General features: G+C 51.9%; 21 protein-coding genes and 1 pseudogene. 17 read left to right on the forward strand and 5 right to left on the reverse strand.

Annotated features, from left to right (window positions below; all coding sequences use genetic code 11):
- Positions 1-8 precede the first annotated feature (8 nt).
- Positions 9-539, reverse strand: a complete 531-nt coding sequence (gene ppa, locus EB241_RS11835) for an inorganic diphosphatase (protein WP_124233373.1) — start codon at positions 537-539, stop codon at positions 9-11.
- 496 nt (positions 540-1,035) lie between these two features.
- On the opposite strand from ppa, the gene EB241_RS11840 reads away from it, so the two are divergent.
- Complete coding sequence (locus EB241_RS11840) at positions 1,036-2,598, forward strand: methyl-accepting chemotaxis protein (protein WP_124233374.1); 1,563 nt, start codon at positions 1,036-1,038, stop codon at positions 2,596-2,598.
- 119 nt (positions 2,599-2,717) lie between these two features.
- Here EB241_RS11840 and fbp read toward each other — a convergent pair whose 3' ends face one another.
- The gene (gene fbp / locus EB241_RS11845; protein ID WP_124233375.1) at positions 2,718-3,716 is read right to left on the reverse strand and encodes a class 1 fructose-bisphosphatase; all 999 of its coding nucleotides are present in this window, start codon (positions 3,714-3,716) and stop codon (positions 2,718-2,720) included.
- Positions 3,717-3,884: 168 nt separating this feature from the next.
- On the opposite strand from fbp, the gene mpl reads away from it, so the two are divergent.
- Positions 3,885-5,243 (forward strand): UDP-N-acetylmuramate:L-alanyl-gamma-D-glutamyl-meso-diaminopimelate ligase, encoded by a 1,359-nt coding sequence (gene mpl / locus EB241_RS11850; RefSeq protein ID WP_124233376.1) that lies wholly within the window; start codon positions 3,885-3,887, stop codon positions 5,241-5,243.
- A 63-nt stretch (positions 5,244-5,306) separates the two neighbouring features.
- Here the strand turns inward: mpl and yjgA are convergent, their stop codons facing one another.
- A complete protein-coding gene (gene yjgA, locus EB241_RS11855) occupies positions 5,307-5,849 on the reverse strand; it encodes a ribosome biogenesis factor YjgA (protein ID WP_124233377.1) in 543 nt (180 codons plus the stop codon).
- 166 nt (positions 5,850-6,015) lie between these two features.
- On the opposite strand from yjgA, the gene pmbA reads away from it, so the two are divergent.
- From pmbA to tnpA, 15 genes and pseudogenes are all read left to right on the forward strand, one after another.
- Entirely contained in the window at positions 6,016-7,356 is a 1,341-nt protein-coding gene (gene pmbA, locus EB241_RS11860; RefSeq protein ID WP_124233378.1) for a metalloprotease PmbA, read from the forward strand.
- 89 nt (positions 7,357-7,445) lie between these two features.
- Complete coding sequence (gene cybC, locus EB241_RS11865; protein WP_124233379.1) at positions 7,446-7,829, forward strand: cytochrome b562; 384 nt, start codon at positions 7,446-7,448, stop codon at positions 7,827-7,829.
- A 432-nt stretch (positions 7,830-8,261) separates the two neighbouring features.
- The gene (locus tag EB241_RS11870) at positions 8,262-8,585 is read left to right on the forward strand and encodes a glycine dehydrogenase (RefSeq protein WP_407644274.1); all 324 of its coding nucleotides are present in this window, start codon (positions 8,262-8,264) and stop codon (positions 8,583-8,585) included.
- Positions 8,586-8,610: 25 nt separating this feature from the next.
- On the forward strand, positions 8,611-8,973 hold the full coding sequence (locus tag EB241_RS11875; protein ID WP_124233381.1) for an SFCGS family glycine-rich protein: 363 nt from the start codon (positions 8,611-8,613) through the stop codon (positions 8,971-8,973).
- A 3-nt stretch (positions 8,974-8,976) separates the two neighbouring features.
- Complete coding sequence (locus EB241_RS11880) at positions 8,977-9,273, forward strand: DUF4312 family protein (protein ID WP_124233463.1); 297 nt, start codon at positions 8,977-8,979, stop codon at positions 9,271-9,273.
- A 69-nt stretch (positions 9,274-9,342) separates the two neighbouring features.
- Positions 9,343-10,119: a DUF4311 domain-containing protein gene (locus tag EB241_RS11885; protein WP_124233382.1), complete on the forward strand. Its 777-nt coding sequence runs from the start codon at positions 9,343-9,345 to the stop codon at positions 10,117-10,119.
- 13 nt (positions 10,120-10,132) lie between these two features.
- On the forward strand, positions 10,133-10,777 hold the full coding sequence (locus EB241_RS11890) for a DUF4310 family protein (protein ID WP_124233383.1): 645 nt from the start codon (positions 10,133-10,135) through the stop codon (positions 10,775-10,777).
- 62 nt (positions 10,778-10,839) lie between these two features.
- Positions 10,840-11,973, forward strand: coding sequence for an amidohydrolase/deacetylase family metallohydrolase (locus EB241_RS11895; RefSeq protein ID WP_124233384.1), 1,134 nt, complete (start codon positions 10,840-10,842; stop codon positions 11,971-11,973).
- Positions 11,957-13,078 (forward strand): DgaE family pyridoxal phosphate-dependent ammonia lyase, encoded by a 1,122-nt coding sequence (locus EB241_RS11900; protein WP_124233385.1) that lies wholly within the window; start codon positions 11,957-11,959, stop codon positions 13,076-13,078. Before EB241_RS11895 ends, EB241_RS11900 begins: the two co-directional genes overlap by 17 nt.
- Positions 13,075-13,815, forward strand: a complete 741-nt coding sequence (gene dagF / locus EB241_RS11905) for a 2-dehydro-3-deoxy-phosphogluconate aldolase (protein WP_124233386.1) — start codon at positions 13,075-13,077, stop codon at positions 13,813-13,815. The genes EB241_RS11900 and dagF overlap by 4 nt, the downstream gene beginning before the upstream one ends.
- Before the next feature lie 63 nt (positions 13,816-13,878).
- Entirely contained in the window at positions 13,879-15,021 is a 1,143-nt protein-coding gene (locus EB241_RS11910) for a lactonase family protein (RefSeq protein ID WP_124233387.1), read from the forward strand.
- 67 nt (positions 15,022-15,088) lie between these two features.
- Complete coding sequence (locus EB241_RS11915) at positions 15,089-16,999, forward strand: BglG family transcription antiterminator (RefSeq protein WP_124233388.1); 1,911 nt, start codon at positions 15,089-15,091, stop codon at positions 16,997-16,999.
- A 217-nt stretch (positions 17,000-17,216) separates the two neighbouring features.
- Positions 17,217-17,771, forward strand: a complete 555-nt coding sequence (locus EB241_RS11920) for a phosphatidylinositol-specific phospholipase C domain-containing protein (protein WP_124233389.1) — start codon at positions 17,217-17,219, stop codon at positions 17,769-17,771.
- Between the two features lie 59 nt (positions 17,772-17,830).
- Positions 17,831-18,289: a PI-PLC domain-containing protein gene (locus EB241_RS11925; RefSeq protein ID WP_124233390.1), complete on the forward strand. Its 459-nt coding sequence runs from the start codon at positions 17,831-17,833 to the stop codon at positions 18,287-18,289.
- Positions 18,290-18,486: 197 nt separating this feature from the next.
- A pseudogene (tnpA, locus tag EB241_RS11930) lies at positions 18,487-18,929 on the forward strand (IS200/IS605 family transposase).
- 124 nt (positions 18,930-19,053) lie between these two features.
- Here tnpA and dolP read toward each other — a convergent pair.
- Complete coding sequence (gene dolP / locus EB241_RS11935) at positions 19,054-19,626, reverse strand: division/outer membrane stress-associated lipid-binding lipoprotein (RefSeq protein WP_124233391.1); 573 nt, start codon at positions 19,624-19,626, stop codon at positions 19,054-19,056.
- Between the two features lie 11 nt (positions 19,627-19,637).
- Positions 19,638-20,228 carry a DnaA initiator-associating protein DiaA gene (gene diaA / locus EB241_RS11940; RefSeq protein ID WP_124233464.1) on the reverse strand — a complete coding sequence of 197 codons (591 nt, stop codon included), beginning with the start codon at positions 20,226-20,228 and terminating at the stop codon, positions 19,638-19,640.
- Positions 20,229-20,238 lie beyond the last annotated feature (10 nt).

A 20,238-nucleotide genomic window follows, 5' to 3' on the forward strand; every position in this document is an offset into this window, starting at 1 on the left:
GAAATAAATTATTGCTTCGCCGCACGTTCGAAAGAGCTAAGGATTTCTGCTTTCGCCGCTTCCGCGTTATCCCAGCCTTCCACTTTCACCCATTTGCCTTTTTCCAGAGCTTTATATTGCTCAAAGAAGTGCGTGATTTGACCGCGCAGCAGCTCAGGGAGGTCGTTCACATCTTTAATGTGATCGTACTCTTTGGACAGTTTCGTGTGTGGAACGGCAACCAGTTTGGCATCTTCACCCGATTCGTCGGTCATTTTCAATACGCCGACCGGACGGCAACGGATCACAGAGCCTGGCTGCAATGGATAAGGGGTAGGCACCAGTACATCGACCGGGTCACCATCCAGTGACAGGGTATGGTTGATGTATCCGTAGTTGCACGGATAGAACATCGCGGTTGCCATAAAGCGGTCAACAAACAGTGCACCAGACTCTTTATCCACTTCGTATTTGATTGGCGCGGCGTTGGCCGGGATCTCAATTACCACGTAGATGTCTTCTGGCAGATCTTTACCCGCTGGAACCTGGTTCAAACTCATGGTCAATTCCTTACATATCAGTCTTCGATCAAGTGGCGCTCATTATAGCTGACTGGTGATGAAAGTATCCCCCCTTTTTGGCGTTTCGGAATGCTCCAGTATGGTCCTGAACGCTTCTGCTTTGCCCACCGTGCTGATAAGTTGAGCTAAAATTATGGCGAAATTTTAACCAAAAATCCTGGTATTCTTCACGGTGGACATTTTTTCTGCAATTCATGTTGGTGGTTTTCCAAAAATTTGCACTATTACTCACTGTTAAGAATTAATGGATTATCAGATTAAGATGTTGATATCAGCTATCACCTGGGGTCTTATTGTTGCAATAGTTCTGCATTTTTGGCAGCTTTACGCTATAAGACGCCGGATATACTCTCTTTTTTCTCACGCCATTCAGAATGCTTCCATCAATTAAGCTAAATGTTCCGCCAGTTGCTGCCGATAATCTTAATCTCTTTTTGGCGATTACAGGTTATATGGTTCCTGGGGGTGTCAGATTATGCTTAAAAAAGTATCAATACGAACCGGTCTGTTAGTTTTGTTAGCATTAATGACAATGATGCTATTGGTGGTCAGTGTGATGGGCATTATTGCCATCAACAAAGGGAATCGTTCTCTGGATGTGGTGAATCGCATTCAGGGCGTTGAGTTGAATAGTCTGTTACTGACCAACAACAATTTGCTCTATGCCCGCGCTGCCGCTGCCCTGTCCATACGTAAAATGGAAATTGGTCTGCCCAATGAATCCCGCGCGGTTTACGGACAGGCCAGCACCTACATCGCGGCGTCTCATGAAGAGATGAAAAAATTTGTTGATGCTGGCACCGTTACCGCCCATGGCAAAATGCTGGCCGATGCGATTATTGCCGCCTACGAAAAATATATGGCAGAGGGTATCCAGCCGATGATGGCTGCGGTACAAAGAGAAGATCCTGATAGCTATTATTCTTTGCTTGAGGGCAAGCTGGCACCACTCAATATTGCGTTATCCAAAACGGTGAATGAATTCAAGTTTTTTGCCGATCAGGTAACCAATGCCCGTCTGGAAGAGGCGGCCAGGAATCAGCAAATTCTGACCTTGCTGATCGTCTGTTGCGGCATTTTGACGGTTATCCTGTTAAGTGCTTCCTGGGTCCTGCTACGGGTTATTCTGCTCACACCGCTGGATTCCGCTATCGAACATCTTGAATTTGTTGCCGCGGGGGATTTGACACAAATCCTGCCGGACAGTGGTAAAAATGAGCTGGGCCGCCTGAACAGCGCCCTGGCTGAAATGCAGATGTCATTGCAACAGTCTGTCAGTCGGGTACGTGATGCCAGTATACAAATCGATACCGGTAGCCGGGAGCTGTCTTTTGGCAACCTGAATCTTTCGCAACGCACGGAAGAGTCAGCGGCTTCCCTTGAGCAGACTGCCGCCAGCATGGAGCAGCTTACCGCCACCGTTAAACTGAATGCTGAGAACGCCAGCCAGGCGCATGAGCTGGCGCAATCCGTTTCTGAAAGTGCTGAACGTGGCAGTACGGTTGTCAATTATGTGATGGAGAAAATGCAGGAAATCACCCACAGCTCAAGACGGATTGGTGACATTCTCGGCGTCATTGATGGTATCGCATTCCAGACCAACATTCTGGCACTTAACGCCTCTGTGGAAGCAGCCCGCGCTGGTGAACAGGGCAGGGGCTTTGCGGTGGTTGCCAGCGAAGTGCGCAATCTGGCGCAACGCAGTGCGACAGCGGCAAAAGAGATCCGTGAACTGATTGGGGAATCGGAGATCCGCGTGACGGAAGGATCGCAGATGGCGACCAAAGCCGGGGATACCATGCACGAAATCGCCAGTGAAGTGATGCGGGTGACCTCGTTGATGAAAGAGATATCCAGCGCATCACAGGAGCAGAGTAAGGGCATTGAGCAGGTAAACCTGGCCGTGACGCAAATGGATGAGGTGGCACAACAAAACGCCGCGCTGGTGGAGCAGGCTGCTGCGGCTACGCAGTCGCTTGAGGAACAATCACAGCAACTGGTTCAGTCGATGGCGGTATTTAAAGTCAGCCTGGCATAACGCCAGGCGATCCTGAGATCGCCTGGTTGCCGGAAGAGGGAGGTGAACCGCCTGCCACCGACAGATAACGTTGACAGCACGAAGCGGTATGGGTTGAACCATCCGCTTTTTTGTCTCCGTCAGGCATCCGGGAACTGACTCAGGAAACGTTCCTGATCGTTCACCATTTCGGTATTGCCTACAAAGAACGGTGAGCGTTGGTGCAGGGTTTGCGGTACCAGGTCCAGAATACGGTTTGCGCCATCGCTGGCTTTGCCACCTGCCTGTTCCGCAAGAAATGCCATCGGGTTGCATTCATACAGCAGACGCAGCTTACCTTTTGGATGGCTGGCGGTGCTTGGATAAAGATAGATCCCGCCTTTCAGCAGATTACGATGGAAATCTGCCACCAGTGAGCCGATATAACGTGAGGTATAAGGGCGGTGCGATGCCTTATCTTCTTCCTGGCAGAATTTCAGGTACTTTTTCACACCCTGCGGGAAGCGGATGTAATTTCCTTCGTTAATGGAATAGGTATACCCCTTTTCAGGAAATTCCATTTTTTCAGCACTGAGGCAGAAAACGCCCAATGAAGGATCGTAGGTGAAAGCATGGACGCCACAGCCGGTGGTATAAACCAGCATGGTGGACGAGCCATAAACCACATACCCTGCGGCGACCTGCTGGCTGCCCGGCTGCAGGAAATCTTCCTCCGTTACCGGGGTGCCAGACGGGGTGATACGGCGGTAGATAGAGAAAATGGTGCCGACAGAAACGTTGACGTCGATATTGGATGAACCATCCAGAGGGTCCATCAGTACCACGTATTTTCCGTTTTCAACGCCTTCGAAGATGACAATTTCATCTTCTTCTTCCGACGCGATACCGGCCACAATTCCGCGTGCTTTCAGCGCCGCTTTGAGTTTTTCATTGGCAAACAGATCGAGTTTCATCTGCTGTTCGCCCTGAATATTCTCAGCACCGCTGGCACCCAGAATGTCCACCAGGCCGGCTTTATTTATATCGCGATGAATTATTTTCGCGCCCAGCTTGATGGCTGAAATCAGAGCCGTCAGCTCACCTGTGGCGTGAGGAAAGTCGTGTTGCTTCTCGACGATGAATTCGCCTAACGTTTTCATAACACAATTCCTGAATCTGCGGTTGAACAGCAGTTTAATTAATAAACTGCCTGTATGTGCGTAGGCAGTGTAGCCGAATGGATGCTAAAGAACATAGGGCAAATCCGTTTCTTCCGCTCGAGGGTGACGGTACACTATGGCCCGAACTTTCCAGTTAACGGACTTTTTATGCGTATCCATATCCTCGGCATCTGCGGTACTTTCATGGGAGGGCTGGCGATGCTGGCCCGCGCTCTGGGGCATGAAGTGACCGGCTCTGATGCCAACGTCTATCCGCCAATGAGCACGCTTTTGGAAAAGCAAGGTATTGATTTAATACAGGGTTATGATGTTTCTCAGCTTGATCAGGCACCCGATTTGGTGATTATTGGCAACGCCATGGCCAGAGGGAACGCCTGTGTTGAAGCGGTGCTTGAACGCAATATTCCTTATCTTTCCGGTCCGCAATGGCTGCATGACTTTGTGCTAAAAGATCGCTGGGTGCTGGCGGTGGCCGGTACGCATGGTAAGACCACCACAGCGGGAATGGTTGCGTGGATTTTACAGGCCTGCGGGCTGGAACCGGGTTTTGTGATTGGCGGCGTACCGGGAAATTTCCAGCTATCGGCAACGCTCGGAAACAGTCCGTTCTTCGTCATCGAAGCAGACGAATATGACTGTGCTTTTTTCGACAAACGTTCCAAATTTGTCCACTACTGTCCGCGCACGTTGATCCTCAACAACCTTGAGTTTGACCATGCCGATATCTTTGACGATCTGCGGGCGATCCAGCGTCAGTTTCATCATCTGGTGCGTATCGTGCCTGGAAGCGGCAGGATACTGGTGCCAGAAGATGACACCAACCTGAAGCAGGTGCTGTCGATGGGCTGCTGGAGCGAACAGGAGAGCCTGGGTGAGGAGGGGGGCTGGCAGGCGAAAAAGCTGTCGCAGGACGCCTCACGCTGGGAAGTCTGGCTGGATGGCGAGAAAGTGGCGGAAGTCAACTGGGCGCTGGTGGGTGAACACAACATGCATAATGGCCTGATGGCCATTGCTGCGGCGCGCCACGTTGGCGTGAAACCAGAGGATGCCGGACGGGCCCTCAACGACTTTATCAATGCCCGTCGTCGTCTCGAACTGCGTGGCGAAGCGAGCGGGATAAAAGTGTATGATGATTTTGCCCATCATCCCACGGCGATCCTCGCGACCATGACCGCACTCCGCAGTAAAGTGGGTGGAACGGCACGCATTCTGGCGGTGCTTGAGCCACGCTCCAACACCATGAAAATGGGTATCAGCAAGGACGATCTCGCTCCGGCGCTCGCTCGGGCAGACGAGGTGTTTCTGTTCCAGCCGCATCACATTCCGTGGCAGGTGTCCGAAGTCGCTGATGCCTGCGTGCAGCCCGCGTACTGGAGCGCTGATGTGGATGCGCTGGTGGAAACCATCGCCAAAACGGCTCAGTCGGGAGATACCATCCTGGTGATGAGCAACGGGGGCTTTGGCGGAATTCATCAGAAGCTACTGGATCGGCTGGCGAAGAAATAGCACAACGCAGACGTCATCAGTAAAGCAGGTGTGACGGGACGCGACCGGGCGTCCCATCATGGCTCAGGCCTCGGCCAGTTCACGCAAATACTGAAAAATCTGTCGGTAGGCTTTCGTCGGCTTACCTGCCGATTTTTCTTTCTGGGCGTTGCGGATCATCTGACGTAACTGCTGGCGATCGGCATCCGGGTAGAGGTTTAACACCTCTGCCATCGCCTCATCCCCCTGGTCCACGAGGCGATCGCGCAGCATCTCCAGCTTATGAAACAGGGCAACCTGCTGGTTATGACGGTTTTTCAGCTTGTCCAGCGCCAGACGGATCGGTTCTTCTTCGCGTGAGCGGAGCAGTTTGCCGATCAGCTGCAACTGGCGACGTCGCCCTTCCTTTTTGATCTTTTGTGCCAGTTCAATGGCGTCACGAAGCTGATCGTCCAGCGGGATCTTATCCAGAGCGTTTTTACTCAGATCCACCAGTTCTGCACCAAGGCGCTTGAGCTCCTCAGCATCACGTTTAATTTCACTCTTACTGACCCAGATAATTTCGTCGTCGTCTTCTTCTTCATTATCCGGTACATCATCAAGCCAGTCATCGGGCTGTCTGGTCATGGAAGGCTCCAAAAAAAAGAGGCTAATGCTATCAGGAAACTCAGGCGACTGCGAAATTGTTCTCTGACTCTGTTAGACTCAAATTAACCTTAATCACGAAAGAGCCGGGAAATCTGGCATGTTGATACAGACCAGAGAAACCCTCTGTTAATTATATGGTAGGTCGATGAAATTACTCTCCCAAGTTGCAGAACAGCGTAAAATCCTGGAGCAGGCGGTAGCAACGGCACTGGAACTGGCAAAAGTGAGCACCGATGGGGCGGAAGTCGCCGTGACCAAAACCACCGGCATCAGCGTCAGCACCCGCTATGGTGAAGTTGAAAACGTTGAATTTAACAGTGATGGCGCGCTTGGCATCACCGTGTATCATCAGCACCGTAAAGGGAGCGCTTCGTCTACCGATCTCAGCCCGGAGGCGATCAAACGCACCGTGCAGGCGGCCGTTGATATTGCCCGTTACACCTCTCCCGATCCTTGTGCGGGCGTAGCGGATCGGGAACTGCTTGCTTTTGATGCGCCGGATCTTGATCTGTTCCATCCTGCCGATCTTACGCCGGAGCAGTCGATCGAACTGGCGGCACGCGCTGAACAGGCCGCGCTGAAAGCCGATTCTCGGATTACCAATACGGAGGGGGGCAGCTTTAACAGCCATGTCGGTATTAAAGTTTTTGGTAACAGTCACGGCATGCTCCAGGGCTACAGCTCCAGCCGCCACTCACTCTCCAGCAGCGTTATTGCACAAGCGAACGGCGATATGGAGCGTGATTACGCTTACACCACTGGTCGCGCCCTGAGCGATTTGGCTTCGCCTGAATGGGTCGGGGAAGAATCGGCCCGTCGCGTACTGTCGCGTCTTTCACCGCGTAAACTAGCCACCATGAAAGCGCCGGTTATCTTTGCAGCTGAGGTAGCGACCGGTTTGTTTGGTCATCTGGTCGGGGCCATCAGTGGCGGCAGCGTTTACCGCAAGTCCACCTTTCTGTTGGACTCTCTCGGTAAGCAGATCCTGCCTGCGTGGTTGACCATCAATGAGCAGCCACATCTGTTGAAAGGACTGGCTTCCACGCCTTTTGACAGCGAAGGTATACGCACTGAACAGCGTGACATTATTAAAAACGGCGTGTTGCAAAACTGGCTGATGAGCAGTTATTCCGCGCGCAAGCTGGGCTTACAAAGCACCGGTCATGCCGGAGGGATTCACAACTGGCGCATTGCCGGCCAGGGAGACAGCTTCGCCCAATTGTTGAAGAAAATGGGTACGGGTCTGGTCGTCACCGAACTGATGGGCCAGGGCGTCAGCGGTATTACCGGCGACTATTCCCGTGGCGCGTCCGGTTTCTGGGTGGAGAATGGCGAAATTCAGTATCCGGTCAGTGAAATCACTATCGCGGGCAATCTGAAAACGATGTGGCGCGATATCGTTACCGTTGGCAGCGATATTGAAACCCGCAGTAATATCCAGTGTGGCTCTGTGCTTCTGCCAGAAATGAAAATTGCCGGGCAGTAATTTCTTCACATTTAGGTACTATTATCAGGGTGGCTTGAGGCCACCCTTTTTGTTGTCCTGTTGGTAGATAAAAATAAAGGAACTGAGCAATGCGTAAAACGTTATCGGCCGTGTTAGCGGCGTGCCTGTTATGCTCCAGCGTCTCCGCGCTGGCGGACCTGGAAGGCGATATGGGAGCGTTGAAAGACGCCTATCGCACCGTAATGAAAACTGACGATGCGACGGCATTTAAAAAAGCGCTCACTGATATGCGCAAAGCGGCAGAAGATGCCAAAACACAGACGCCGGAAAAGCTGGAAGGCAAGCCCGCTGACAGCGCGGAAATGCAGGCTTACCGTGCTCAGATGGACACGTTAATCGGACAGATTGATGCCAGTATGAAACTGGCAGAAGCCGGTAACATGGCTGGTGCGAAGGAAGAAGCGAAGAAATTCGATGACACCCGCAAGGATGGACACAAAAAATTCCGCTAAAAGTGTGGGCTCACCGGAGCCCCTTTCCTGCCGGCCAGCGTCGCGGATAACTGCCTTAAGGTTGCCGAATATGCTGCGCGCGCTCACTGACTGCCAGCATGCCGCGGGGTAAGCGGTTTCATCACTTTTTCCTATCTTTCTGGCTCTGACCTCCCTGTTTTTGGTGCGAAGCTTCCGGTGGCTGCGTCAGATCTGTCTTCTGATGCCCATTAAGACGACTTTCGTGCTACTCACTGCGTTTTTCTGCACAAAATAATCTTTTTGTGGCGGCGATCTCTTCCTTCGCCGTTATTTCCACTTCGAAGCGGAAAAAGTCGGCCTCCAAATATCCGCTGCCTGTCGTTAATTTATTTTCGTCGAGAATAAACGGTGTTTCGTGCCTTTGCCGAAACGGAAAGTAAGGTGACGTGGGTGAAAAATGGAGTGGTATCGGTGAATCAAACAAACGGTGACCAGGCTATTCAGGCTTTGACAGACAGGGTGATGACGCAAATCGCCCACTTATTTGCCGACAAGGCCATTTACCCTAACAGCGTGCAACAACAGATGCTGCTGTCGCATGTCAGCGCAATGGCATTGCGATCCCTTACCAGAGAGGCGCTACCGGAAGTGGACGCTGAACTGTTTGAAGATATCTCACCAGAGTCAATGGCGCTGGCCCAACAGGTCGTTGATCTGTTTGGCAATCTGACAGAAGAAGAGGCATGGCTGCTGTCAGTCCACTTCGAAGTCGCAAAAGCAAACCAAAAGTCGTAGTCAACGGAAAATGAGGGAACAAAGCATGTCACAAATCATTGTAGTGATTGGCGATCGTCTGGGCAAAGGGCAGAAAGTTGCCGCAGGCGTGGAAATGGCGGGTGGTAAGGCCATCGTTGTGCCCGGTGTGGCGGCAGATATGAAGTTGGGCGACGTTATGAAGGCAGAAAACGCCTCATTTGGTATTTCGTTCTGCGGTAGCGGTGGTGCGGGGGCTATCACCGCACAGAACAAATATGGCTATAAAGCGAAGCACGGTATGCGTTCCATTGATGAAGGGGTTACGGCGATCAATGAAGGCGCAACGGTGCTGGGGTTCGGATTTATGGATAAAGAGGAGCTGGGCGAGCGTCTGGTTCAGGCATGGCATAAAAAGCACGGTAGCTGAATGATGAAGGCGCAATTCACCACCACGGTAAACGTCAGCGGAACGGGCGACAGCAAAGCCAGAGCGTTTGCTGACGCGCTGAGCCGGGTGCAGAAAACGCTACTGCAATCAACCAGCAAAGTTCTGCTGCGTATCGAACCACAGGATGTGAGGGTGGTTCAGGCACGGGAAAGCATCAGGCGGGAGACGTTTTTATTCTTCTTTCTTGCCAGAACGCGACGGTGTTTCAGCGTTGAGCTGGAAATTACCGTCAACGTGAGCGTTATCGACGTGGATAAAGTGGATTTCGTCACGCAATAAAGCTCTGCCCGTAGTGGTAGCAATAACCATCACTTAAAAACGTTGGCGTAAGCCTGCAAGGAAAGACTGATGTTTTTAATTATTCTTTTAAAGTCACTCATCATCGGCGGCCTGGTTGGTGTCGGCGTTGGCGCTGGGGCGGCACGCATGTTTCATGCCCCTGCAACCCAGGGAATGGGGGCATTTCGTACACTGGGCGAGCTTAACTCCTGTGAGGGCGATCCGGCTTCTCACTTCTCTTTTGGCCTGGGTTTTTTCTTTAATGCCTGGGCCTCTTCCGTAGCGGCCGGCTCGTTCACTCAGGACGTTGACCATCGCATTATTCCGCACTGGGGGGCCGCCGCGCTGATGGTAAGAAACCGCAACGTGGCTGAAACCCTGCACAATCCGAAAAAGATGGCCGTTGTCTGCGGCGTTATCGGCATGGTTGTGGTGGCTTTTCTCAATTCCACTGCTTCGGCCGTGCCGGCCGCATTGCAGATTACGGCGGTAAAAGTACTGGTGCCGGCTGCTAACCTGCTGGTGAATACGGTAATGCCGGTTATTTTCTGGCTGGCGGCTATCGACGCTGGCAAGAAATCAGGCCTGTGGGCCACGGTGTTCGGTGGGTTTGCCCAGCTCATTATGGGCAATGCCGTGCCGGGCCTCGTGCTGGGTATTCTGATTGGTAAAGGTGTCGAGGAGAGCGGCTGGAACAGAGTCACTCAGTTGATGATGCTCGTGATCATTGTGCTGTTTGTGCTCAGTGGTTTTTTCCGGGGTTTCGATATGAAAGTGTTGCAGTCTTTCCAGCTGGGTGTTCCGGCCTGGCTTGAGATGTTCCATAACACCCTGAGCGGTAAATAAGAGGACCATGCAAATGGACGAGTCAAAAAACGGTTTCTGGTATGCCGACTGGTCTTTCCCCATTTTTGTCGGACTGCTCTCTGCCGGGGTATTTGCAGGGACGCATATGTATTACGTCTATGGTCTCGGCGCGTTTAACGAAGTGGCCTTTGTCTCAATGTTGCGTTCCGGTATGGAAACCGGTGTCTACGGTGCCGTGGCGGCGTTTGGTGCCAGTTTTCTTTTTGCCCGCATCATCGAGGGATCGCTGGTGGGCATTCTGGATATTGGCGGTGCGATCCAGACTGGTGTTGGCTTAGGTGTACCGGCGCTGCTGCTGGGCGCGGGGATTGTCTATCCGGTCGCCAATTTTGCCGCCTCGCTGGCGACCGGAATGCTGCTGGGTGTGGCGATTGGCTATCTGATTATTCTGGCGCGTAAATTCACCATTAATAACAGTGATTCCACCTACGGGGCGGACGTGATGATGGGGGCAGGTAACGCGTCCGGTCGCTTTCTTGGGCCATTAATCATCCTGTCAGCGATGGCCGCGTCGATCCCGATTGGCCTTGGTGCGCTGGGTGGTGCGCTGCTGTTCTATCTGTGGCAGAAACCGATTACCGGCGGGGCTATTTTGGGCGCAATGCTACTGGGCGCCTTTTTCCCGGTCACACTCTGAATCAGAGGCGGTTTGTCGCTGTCCGCGCAAGCCGCACTGACAGACAGCTACAGGAGCTGGTTATGTTTGATCTGATTATCCGTCGTGCGCGTCTTGTCGATGGCAGCCAGACGGATATTGCGATACGTGACGGTAAAATTGCCGCGTTGGGTGAGGTAAAGGGCAGTGCTGTGCAGCAGTGCGATCTTCATGGCCGCTACTGGCTGAGTGCAGGCTGGATCGATTCCCATGTTCACTGTTATCCGCACTCACCTGTCTACCACGATCGGCCGGATTCTGTCGGCGTGGAGGCGGGCGTTACCACCGTGGTGGACGCTGGCAGTACCGGCGCAGACGAGGTGGAGCGCTTTTATCAACTCACCCGCAGCGCCAGCACGCAGGTTTATGCGTTGCTGAATATTGCCCGCTGCGGCATCGTGAGGCAGAACGAGTTAGCGGAGATGAGCCAGATCGATCCGCAGGCAATACGGGATGCGTTAGCCCTTTTGCCGGATTTCATTGTCGGCCTGAAGGCCCGCATGAGCAGCAGCGTGGTCGGTGACAATGGGATCAGGCCGCTGCACCGTGCAAAAGCGATCCAGAAGGAAAACGGCGACCTGCCTCTGATGGTGCATATTGGCAACAATCCGCCCGATCTGGATGAGATTGCCGATCTGTTGAGCCAGGGAGATATCATCACCCATTGCTATCACGGTAAACCGGACCGCATTCTTACCCCAGCCGGAACGTTGCGGGCATCCATCAGGCGCGCGCTGGAGCGTGGCGTAAGGCTTGATGTGGGACACGGCAGTGCCAGCTTCAGCTTTGAGGTGGCAAAAGTCGCCATCGCCGCCGGTATTCTGCCGCACACCATCAGCTCTGACATCTATTGCCGTAACCGGATCGAGGGTCCGGTACGCAGCCTGGCACATGTGATGTCCAAATTTCTCAGTATTGGTATGACGCCAGGGCAAGTCATTGATTGTGTGACGATCAATGCGGCACAGGGGCTACGCCTGAATGCCAAAGGCTGTCTGCGTGTGGGCGGTGACGCCGACCTGACGCTGTTTGATATCAATGAGGAAAACAGTCTGTTTACCGATGCGGAAGGACAGTCTGTCAGCGGAAAAAAACAGTTAATACCGCTGGTCGCCGTGGTGGGCGGCAGGTGGTTTATTACCGATGAAGGGAAAAAACATCATGTCTTCTGTCTATGAAAAATATGGCCTGAAACAGGTGATCAACGCCTCAGGCCGTATGACCGTACTTGGCGTGTCTACTCCGGCTGCTGACGTGGTTGATACCGTGCAGTATGGCCTTAATCACTATTTTGAAATGCAGGATCTGGTCGACAAAACGGGTGCTTATATCGCGGGTTTACTCGGTTGCGAAGATGCGGTGGTGGTCTCCTGTGCTTCTGCCGGAATTGCCCAGTCCATTGCCGCCGTGATTGTGAAAGACAATGACTGGCTGCTGGAAAACCTGCATGCGGCGCCGCTGATGGTGCCGCATGACGTTGTGATACCAAAAGGCCACAATGTGAATTACGGTGCGCCGGTAGGCACCATGGTGACGATGGCGGGGGGACGCCTGGTTGAAGCGGGGTACGCCAACGAATGTTCTGCTGAACAACTGGCGGCGGCGATCACGTCACAAACGGTTGCCATCCTTTATGTCAAATCTCATCACTGCGTACAAAAAAGTCATCTCAGCGTTGCCGATGCAGCGCACATTGCCCGTCAACACGGTGTACCGCTGATCGTCGATGCCGCGGCAGAAGAAGACCTGCAGTGTTACTACCTGGCGGGTGCCGATCTGGTGATTTACAGCGGCGCGAAAGCGATCGAAGGACCTACCAGCGGGCTGGTGATGGGGCGTCAACAGTATATTGCATGGGTTAAACGACAGTCGAAGGGCATTGGCCGGGCGATGAAGGTCGGTAAGGAGGGCATTCTTGGCCTGGCCCATGCGATTGAAAACTATATGGTCAGGGAGCGGGTTTCAGGCGCGCAAATGGTGGAAAAAATGACGCCGTTTATTAACCGGCTCAATACGCTGGACGGTATCAGCGCCTGCGTGGTCTGGGATGCGGCGGGGCGTGATATTGCCCGCACAGAAATCCATTTTGATGACGCGATCGTTGGCCGGGCAACGGCTGATGTGGTCCGGGCACTGAAAACAGGGGATATCGCCATTTATTTCCGGGGCTACAAGGCGAACGAGGGGAAGGTGGAGGTGGACGTGCGCAGTGTGTCAGCTGAGCAGTTGAACACCCTGTTTTTATGCATTAATGCGCTGATATCAGGAGAGAAAAACGCATGACTCTGACTCCCAAATTTTATCGCGATCGCGTTTGCCTGAATGTGCTGGCCGGCTCGAAAGAGAATGCCTGTGACGTCTGGCAGGCAGCAGAAGGCTATGTGCTGGTTGGCGTACTGTCGAAAAATTATCACAACGTGGCGAGCGCTGTGGCGGATATGCGTGACTATGCGCTGCTTATTGATAATGCGTTGTCCGTTGGCCTGGGCGCGGGAGATCCGAATCAGTCAGCGATGGTCAGCGCTATTTCGGCGCAGCTTCAGCCGCAGCACGTCAACCAGGTCTTTACCGGTGTGGCAACCAGTCGGGCGCTGTTGGCACAGGATCAGACGGTGGTCAACGGCCTGATCTCCCCTACCGGTACGCCAGGAAAAGTGAAAATTTCCACCGGGCCGCTAAGCTCACAGGTAGCCGACGGAATTGTGCCGGTGGAAACTGCCATTGCCATGCTGAAGGATTTTGGCGGAAGCTCAGTAAAATATTTCCCGATGGGAGGACTGCAGGCCATTGATGAGTATAAGGCAGTAGCAAAAGCCTGTGCAGAGCAGGACTTCTGGCTGGAGCCAACTGGCGGTATCAGTCTCGATAACTATCAGCAGATTTTGCAAATCGCTCTGGATGCCGGGGTCAGTAAGATCATCCCGCATATTTACAGTTCAATCATTGATAAAGCCTCAGGGAATACCCGCGCTGGCGAGGTAAGCACGCTGCTTGGCATTACCAAAAAACTGCTCGGCTGACGGTTTCCGGCGGGCTTATTGTCCGCCATCTCATTCATTTTCCCGGACGTAGGGAGGAACATCATGCGTAATGCCCCTTTTGCCTTCGCCATTGCTTTAGCCCTGATAACAACCTCGTTTGCCACTGATGCGCAGTACGCTTATGTCGGCACTTATCAGCCCAATGGTGAAGGTATTTATCGCTTTCAGGTCAACCCGACTGACGGCGCGTTGCGTGAGAAAACGCTGGTCAGTCACCTTACCAATCCGGCCCAGCTCACCATCGATGCACGGGGAAAAACGCTGTACGCTGCCAGTGAAAGCGAAAAGGGCGTCGTCGTGGCGTATGCCATCGCCAAAGATGGCAGCCTTACCATGCTTAATCAGGTCAGTTCACAGGGTGCCGGGCCGGTCTTCCTGTCGCTGACGCCGAACGGTAAATTTCTACTGGTGGCGAATTACACCAGCGGCAGCATCGCGGTTCTGCCCGTGTTGGCAGATGGCCGACTGGCAGAGGCCAGTGATTCACGGCAGCACCAGGGGCCGGTGGGCTCTGCCCGGCCAGCGGCAGCGGCAGAAGGCAGCTTTGCCATCAGCGATCATAACGGTCCACATGCCCACATGATTGCCAGCGATCCCTCTGGCCAGTTTGTGTTCTCAACCGATCTGGGTTTGGATCGTATCTGGCAATATCGCCTGACCCAGGATGGCAAGTTACAGGCCAGCCAACCGGCGTGGATTGCCGCCTCCTCAGCCGGCGCCGGGCCACGCCATTTTGTCTTTCATCCGGGCGGTAAATCCCTGTACCTGATTAATGAAGAAGCCTCGACGCTGACCCGTTATCTGCTTGATGCCAGCAGCGGCACGCTTCATGAAGACAGCACCGTTTCGGCATTACCGGCGGGCTACAAAGGGACCAGTTTTGCCGCCGGGCTGGCGATCGATAAAGCGGGGAAGCATCTCTGGGTGGCGAATCGGTTGCATAACAGTATCGGGCATTTTGTGATTGAAGCTGATGGCAGACTAAAGCACAAAGACGATGTCTGGACGCGGGGCGATTATCCGCGCACGCTTACCCTGTCAGCAGACGGCAAAACGCTCTATGCGCTTAACCAGCGCAGCGATAACGTCACCCGATTCCAGGTGGATACGGCCAGCGGGACGCTGTTATTTAGCGGGGATTACACGGCGGTCGGCGCCCCGTCGCAGCTGGTGCTGACGCCCTGATGTTGTCGCGTGTGGCAACCGCAAACGTGAGATTTGCCTTTGATCGCTTTTCAATACAGGAACCGCCTTGAGATTTCCTAACCAACGCCTTGCCCAGCTGTTTGCCATGTTGCAAAACGAAAGTTTACCTCAGGATGAGCTGGCGCGACGCCTGGCTGTCTCCACACGCACCGTACGCACGGATATCACCACGCTGAATGAGCTACTGGCTGACTATGGCGTACGTTTCGTGCTGAATCGTGGCACAGGCTATCAAATCCATATTCAGGACGCCATTCGCTACCGGCAGTTGCAGCAGCAGTCGCCCTCGCATTTGCGCGTGCCACGTACTTCGGCTGCACGGGTTCAGTATCTGTTAACGCGTTTTCTCACGTCTGCCTTTTCGTTAAAACTTGAAGATCTGGCTGATGAGTGGTTTGTCAGCCGCGCCACATTACAGGGAGATATGGCTGAAGTGAGGGAGTGGCTGGCGCGTTATCAGTTGGTCATTGAAACCCGACCGCGCTATGGCATGAAACTGTTTGGCCGTGAGGTGGCGGTGCGTACCTGCCTGACTGAGTTGCTTTACCAGATTGCGCAGGAGGATGCAGACGATCCATTGCTCCGGCTTGAAGCACTGAACGGCGGGATGCTTGAAACGTTACAACCTCTGTTAAATCAGTGTTTCACCCGCTGCAATATTCGCCTTAACGATGACAGTGAATTTTACCTGCGGCTCTATTGCGCCGTGGCGGTGCGGCGCATCAGTGAGGGCTATCCACTGTCTGATTTCAGTGCAGACGACGTTGATGATGATGTGCGAGATGCGGCCCGACACATTATCAACCTGATGCAGCCTGTCACCGGGAAGATAATCTCCCCGGCAGAGGAAGCCTACCTGCGGGTGAATATTGCTGCCCGTCGGGTGCTGGATATTGCGCCAAGCGCCATCAACCCGGATGACGGTGAGTCACTGGTGATTTACATCCTAAGTTATATCAACAGCCACTATAACTTTGATCTGCAGGGCGATGCGCAATTACGCGCCGATCTGCTCACGCATATCAAAACCATGATCACCCGTGTACGTTATCAGATAAATATTCCCAATCCGCTGTTGGCGAATATTAAACAGCATTACCCGATGGCATGGGATGTGACGCTGGCAGCGGTTTCCAGCTGGGGAAAGTACACGCCTTATATCATCAGCGAGAACGAAATTGGTTTCCTGGTGCTGCATATCGGCGTTGGCCTGGAGCGTCACTATAATGTTGGTTACCAGCGTCACCCTAAAATACTGCTGGTGTGCGACACCGGGAATTCAACCGTACGGATGATCCAGGCGATGCTGTTGCGTAAGTATCCACAGGTGGTGGTCAGTCACATTGTGTCGCTGCGTGATTATGAACAGCAGGAGAATATTGAAGAGGATTTTGTGATCTCCACGGCGCGGTTAATTGAGAAAAATAAGCCGGTGGTCGTTATGTCTCCCTTCCCGACGGAGTATCAGCTGGAACAGATAGGTAAACAGGTGCTGGTGGACCGCACGCGGCCCTATATGCTGGAGAAATTTTTTGATGCCGGCCACTTCCGCATCATTGACAGGCCAGTAAGGCAAACGGACCTTTTTCGTCTCCTCTGCGATCAGCTGGAAGCAGAAGGGGTGGTGGATATTGATTTCTGTCCTTCTGTTGAGGAGCGTGAGGCGATAGTCAGCACCATGTTGGGAGAAGGTATCGCGTTGCCGCACTCTCTGGGATTGCTGGCGAAGAAAAGTGTGGTCTACACCGTACTTGCTCCACAAGGAATAGTCTGGGGGGACGAAACGGCATATGTGATTTTCCTGCTGGCAATCAGTAAAACCGAATACGAAGAAGCAATGGCGATTTACGATCTGTTTGTCACTTTTATGCGCGAAAGGGCAATGGTCAGACTGCGGGACAGTACGGATTTCTTAAGCTTTAAGGCTGTCGCGCTGGACTGCCTCAGCCGGATATAAAAAGCGATATGAGCCAGAAGCTGGTTTATTGCTTATATCAGATGCACACATTCTTAATGTGCTGAATAAGATAATGCACTATCTTAAGTGGAGTGAAATTTCATTTTTCTTCTCTTTTTAATTTACCTCTCTACAGGACTCTGCCAGAGTTCCACTTTTGTTATTCCATTAATACCTTTGTGAAAAGTTTGGTAAAATTAAATACTGAGAAGTATAGTTGTTTTTTTCTTTTAAAGCATCCGCCCACTATGATGATGCTTATTTCCATAGTGCCAATGATCCGTTTACGTATAAAAATAAATGGATGGCCGATATCAGGGATAATGTTCGGCTTAACGAGATGGCATTACCAGGAACGCATGACAGTGGAACTTATAAACGGTGGGAGCCGATGGTTGGCACACAGGTACTAACGATCCGAAAACAGTTGGATTATGGCATCCTGGTTCTGGATATCAGGATTAGACATACGGGTAACAAATTTGCACTTCATCATGGTAAAGTCTTTCTCAATATAATGTTTGATGATGTACTTAACCAGATAGAAAATTTTCTAAAGGAAAATCCAACGGAAACCGTCCTTTTTCGCCTGAAAGAGGATTGCCCGGCAAACAATAATAACACCCAAAAAATGTCGAAAACGCTGACGGACTATCTGGCAAAATCGCCCAGATACCTGAATACCTCCAACAGTGGCATTACGATGGGGGAGGCAAGAGGGAAATATATTATTCTGACAGATAATTATAATTTCCGGGGATACCCTGGGTAAGGGCCATTACTCAGGATAACTATTTGATCGGGACAAACTGGGATCTTCACTGGAAATGGATGACAGTCAAAGAGCATCTTGATAAAGCGATAAATGGTTACAGCGATACTTTTTACATCAATCATCTTTCAGCATCTGGTGGATCATTCCCTTATTTTGTTGCAAGTGGACGTATATCAGCAGGCACATCTTCATCCCGTCTGGCTACCGGCCTGACGACGCCAGGCTGGAAAAACACTTACCCTTATTTTCCACGTGTTAATTTTTTTATCGGTATCTGTACCATTGCATTCGAAGGAACCAATATTCTTGCCCGTAATGAAACCAGAAAAATAAATGCGATAATTAAATTATCAAATATAATTAACAGTGTGCCTGTGAATATTTCAGTCAATAAAAAAGAGACTGTGAAAATAATGGTTGGTATTATTATGGCCGACTTTCCCGGAGAGTCATTGATTCAGGAAATAATAAAAAATAACGTTAAATTAAAAAATAGCCCTGAAATTAACGGATAATTAGATAAAGTCTGCTGAAGGAAAATACACTTTCATTATTTTATTTTTTTATCAGATATCCGTAACTGGCTTCTCCGGCTACGAATTTTTTGTCTAAAGAACCTCTTCAGCCAGTTATTAACCCCCTTTTGATTTGTTAAAACACCTTGCGATTTGGCAATGGCAAGAATCAAACAAGAAATCAAAAAGGGGGACCAATGGGTGACGAAAAGCGCCTGACGCACACCCGATGGAACGGTAACTATCACATAGTTTTTGCTCCGAAGTACCGAAGACAGGTATTTTACGGTGAAAAACGCAGAACAACAGGCAGCATATTAAGAAAACTGTGTAAATGGAAAAGCGTGAACATTCTGCAGGCGAGTTAATATCCATATGCTTGTGGAGAGCCTGCTGAAGATGAGTATGTCGGGATTAATAAGGTATCTGAAAGGGAAGAGTAGCCTGATGCTTTATGAGCCGTTTGGTTATCTGAAATTCAAATACAGGAACAGGGAATTCTGGTGCAAAGGATATGACGCCTACACGGTAGGTAAGAACGCAGGGAAGATCCGGGAACACATAAAACACCCGCTGGAGCAGGATAAACTAACAGTTATCAATCCCGTATCCGGGTAGCCTGTTTACGGGCCGTAAGTAATCCAGAGATGCAAATGTCAGATAGCAAAGCGCTGCTGGCAGGAGAGCCTTATGGCAGTGAAAAACCTCCGGCTATACCGGAGGATATTTATTACGGCCAGCTGATATTGGCCTGAGCCCGACGACTACTTCAGAATAGTGAACGCCGTGGTAACATGCTTCACGCCATTTACCCGACTGGCAATGTCGGCAGCTGCTTTGCCTTCTGCATCCGTTACCAGACCCAGCAGGAACACTTCACCATTTTCGGTGGTCACCTTCACATTGGATGATTTCACCTGGTCGCTTGCTAACAGCTGTGAGCGGACCTTGGTGGTAATCCATGTATCGGAAGACGCAGTGCCAAAGCTGGCTTTATCGGTGGTACGGATCTCATTATAGACTTCGGTAGCACCGTCAACGCCCAGGGTAATTTGTTTGGCGCGGCTGGCAATGGTGGCGTCAGGTGCCTGGCCAGTTAACAACACTTTTCCCTGGTAGGCGGTAGCGACAATGTGTGCATCCGTTTTGATCTGCTGATCTTTGGACAGCGCGTTGCTGACACGCAGTTCAAGCGTACCATCGTCCACCTGTGTGCCTACCGTCCGGGGATCGGAGGCGGTCTTGGTTGCCACTGCGGCACTGCCAATAACGGCTGCCACACAGCCCTGTAACATCAGCGCGGTAAACACCACGGCAATAGTGGGTAATGCCTTCATTTCAGCTCCTTTTATACGTCCTGGTGGGGAAACAAGGTGTTATCAATTAAATCGCACAGGCAATTCACGGTCAGCATATGCATTTCCTGAATTCTTGCGCTGCGATGTGAGGGGATGCGAATTTCAACGTCCTGTGGCCCTAACAGGCCCGCCAGCTCGCCGCCGTCATGTCCGGTGAGCGCAATAATGGTCATATCGCGCGTTACCGCTGCTTCCAGCGCCTTGACAATTTCCCGGCTGTTACCGCGTGTGGAGATAGCCAGCAAAATATCACCTGCATTACCCAGGGCCCGCACCTGTTTGGCATACACCTCTTCATGTATGCGATCGTTGCCAATTGCTGTCAGTAGCACGTTATCCGCACTGAGGGCAATCGCTGGCAAGCTGGGCCGTTCAGTTTCGAAGCGGTTAATCATACTGGCCGCAAAATGCTGGGCATTAGCGCTGGACGTACCATTGCCGCAGCTCAGAATTTTGTTACCGTTCAGCAGTGACTGAACCATGGTCATCGCCGCCCGTGATATTGCATCCGGTAACGCTTCCGCTGCGGCAATCTGCGTTTGAATACTCTCGGTAAAACAGACTTTAATTCTCTCCAGCACTTCTTTCACC

This window comes from Erwinia psidii (assembly GCF_003846135.1).
GTDB lineage: Bacteria > Pseudomonadota > Gammaproteobacteria > Enterobacterales > Enterobacteriaceae > Erwinia > Erwinia psidii.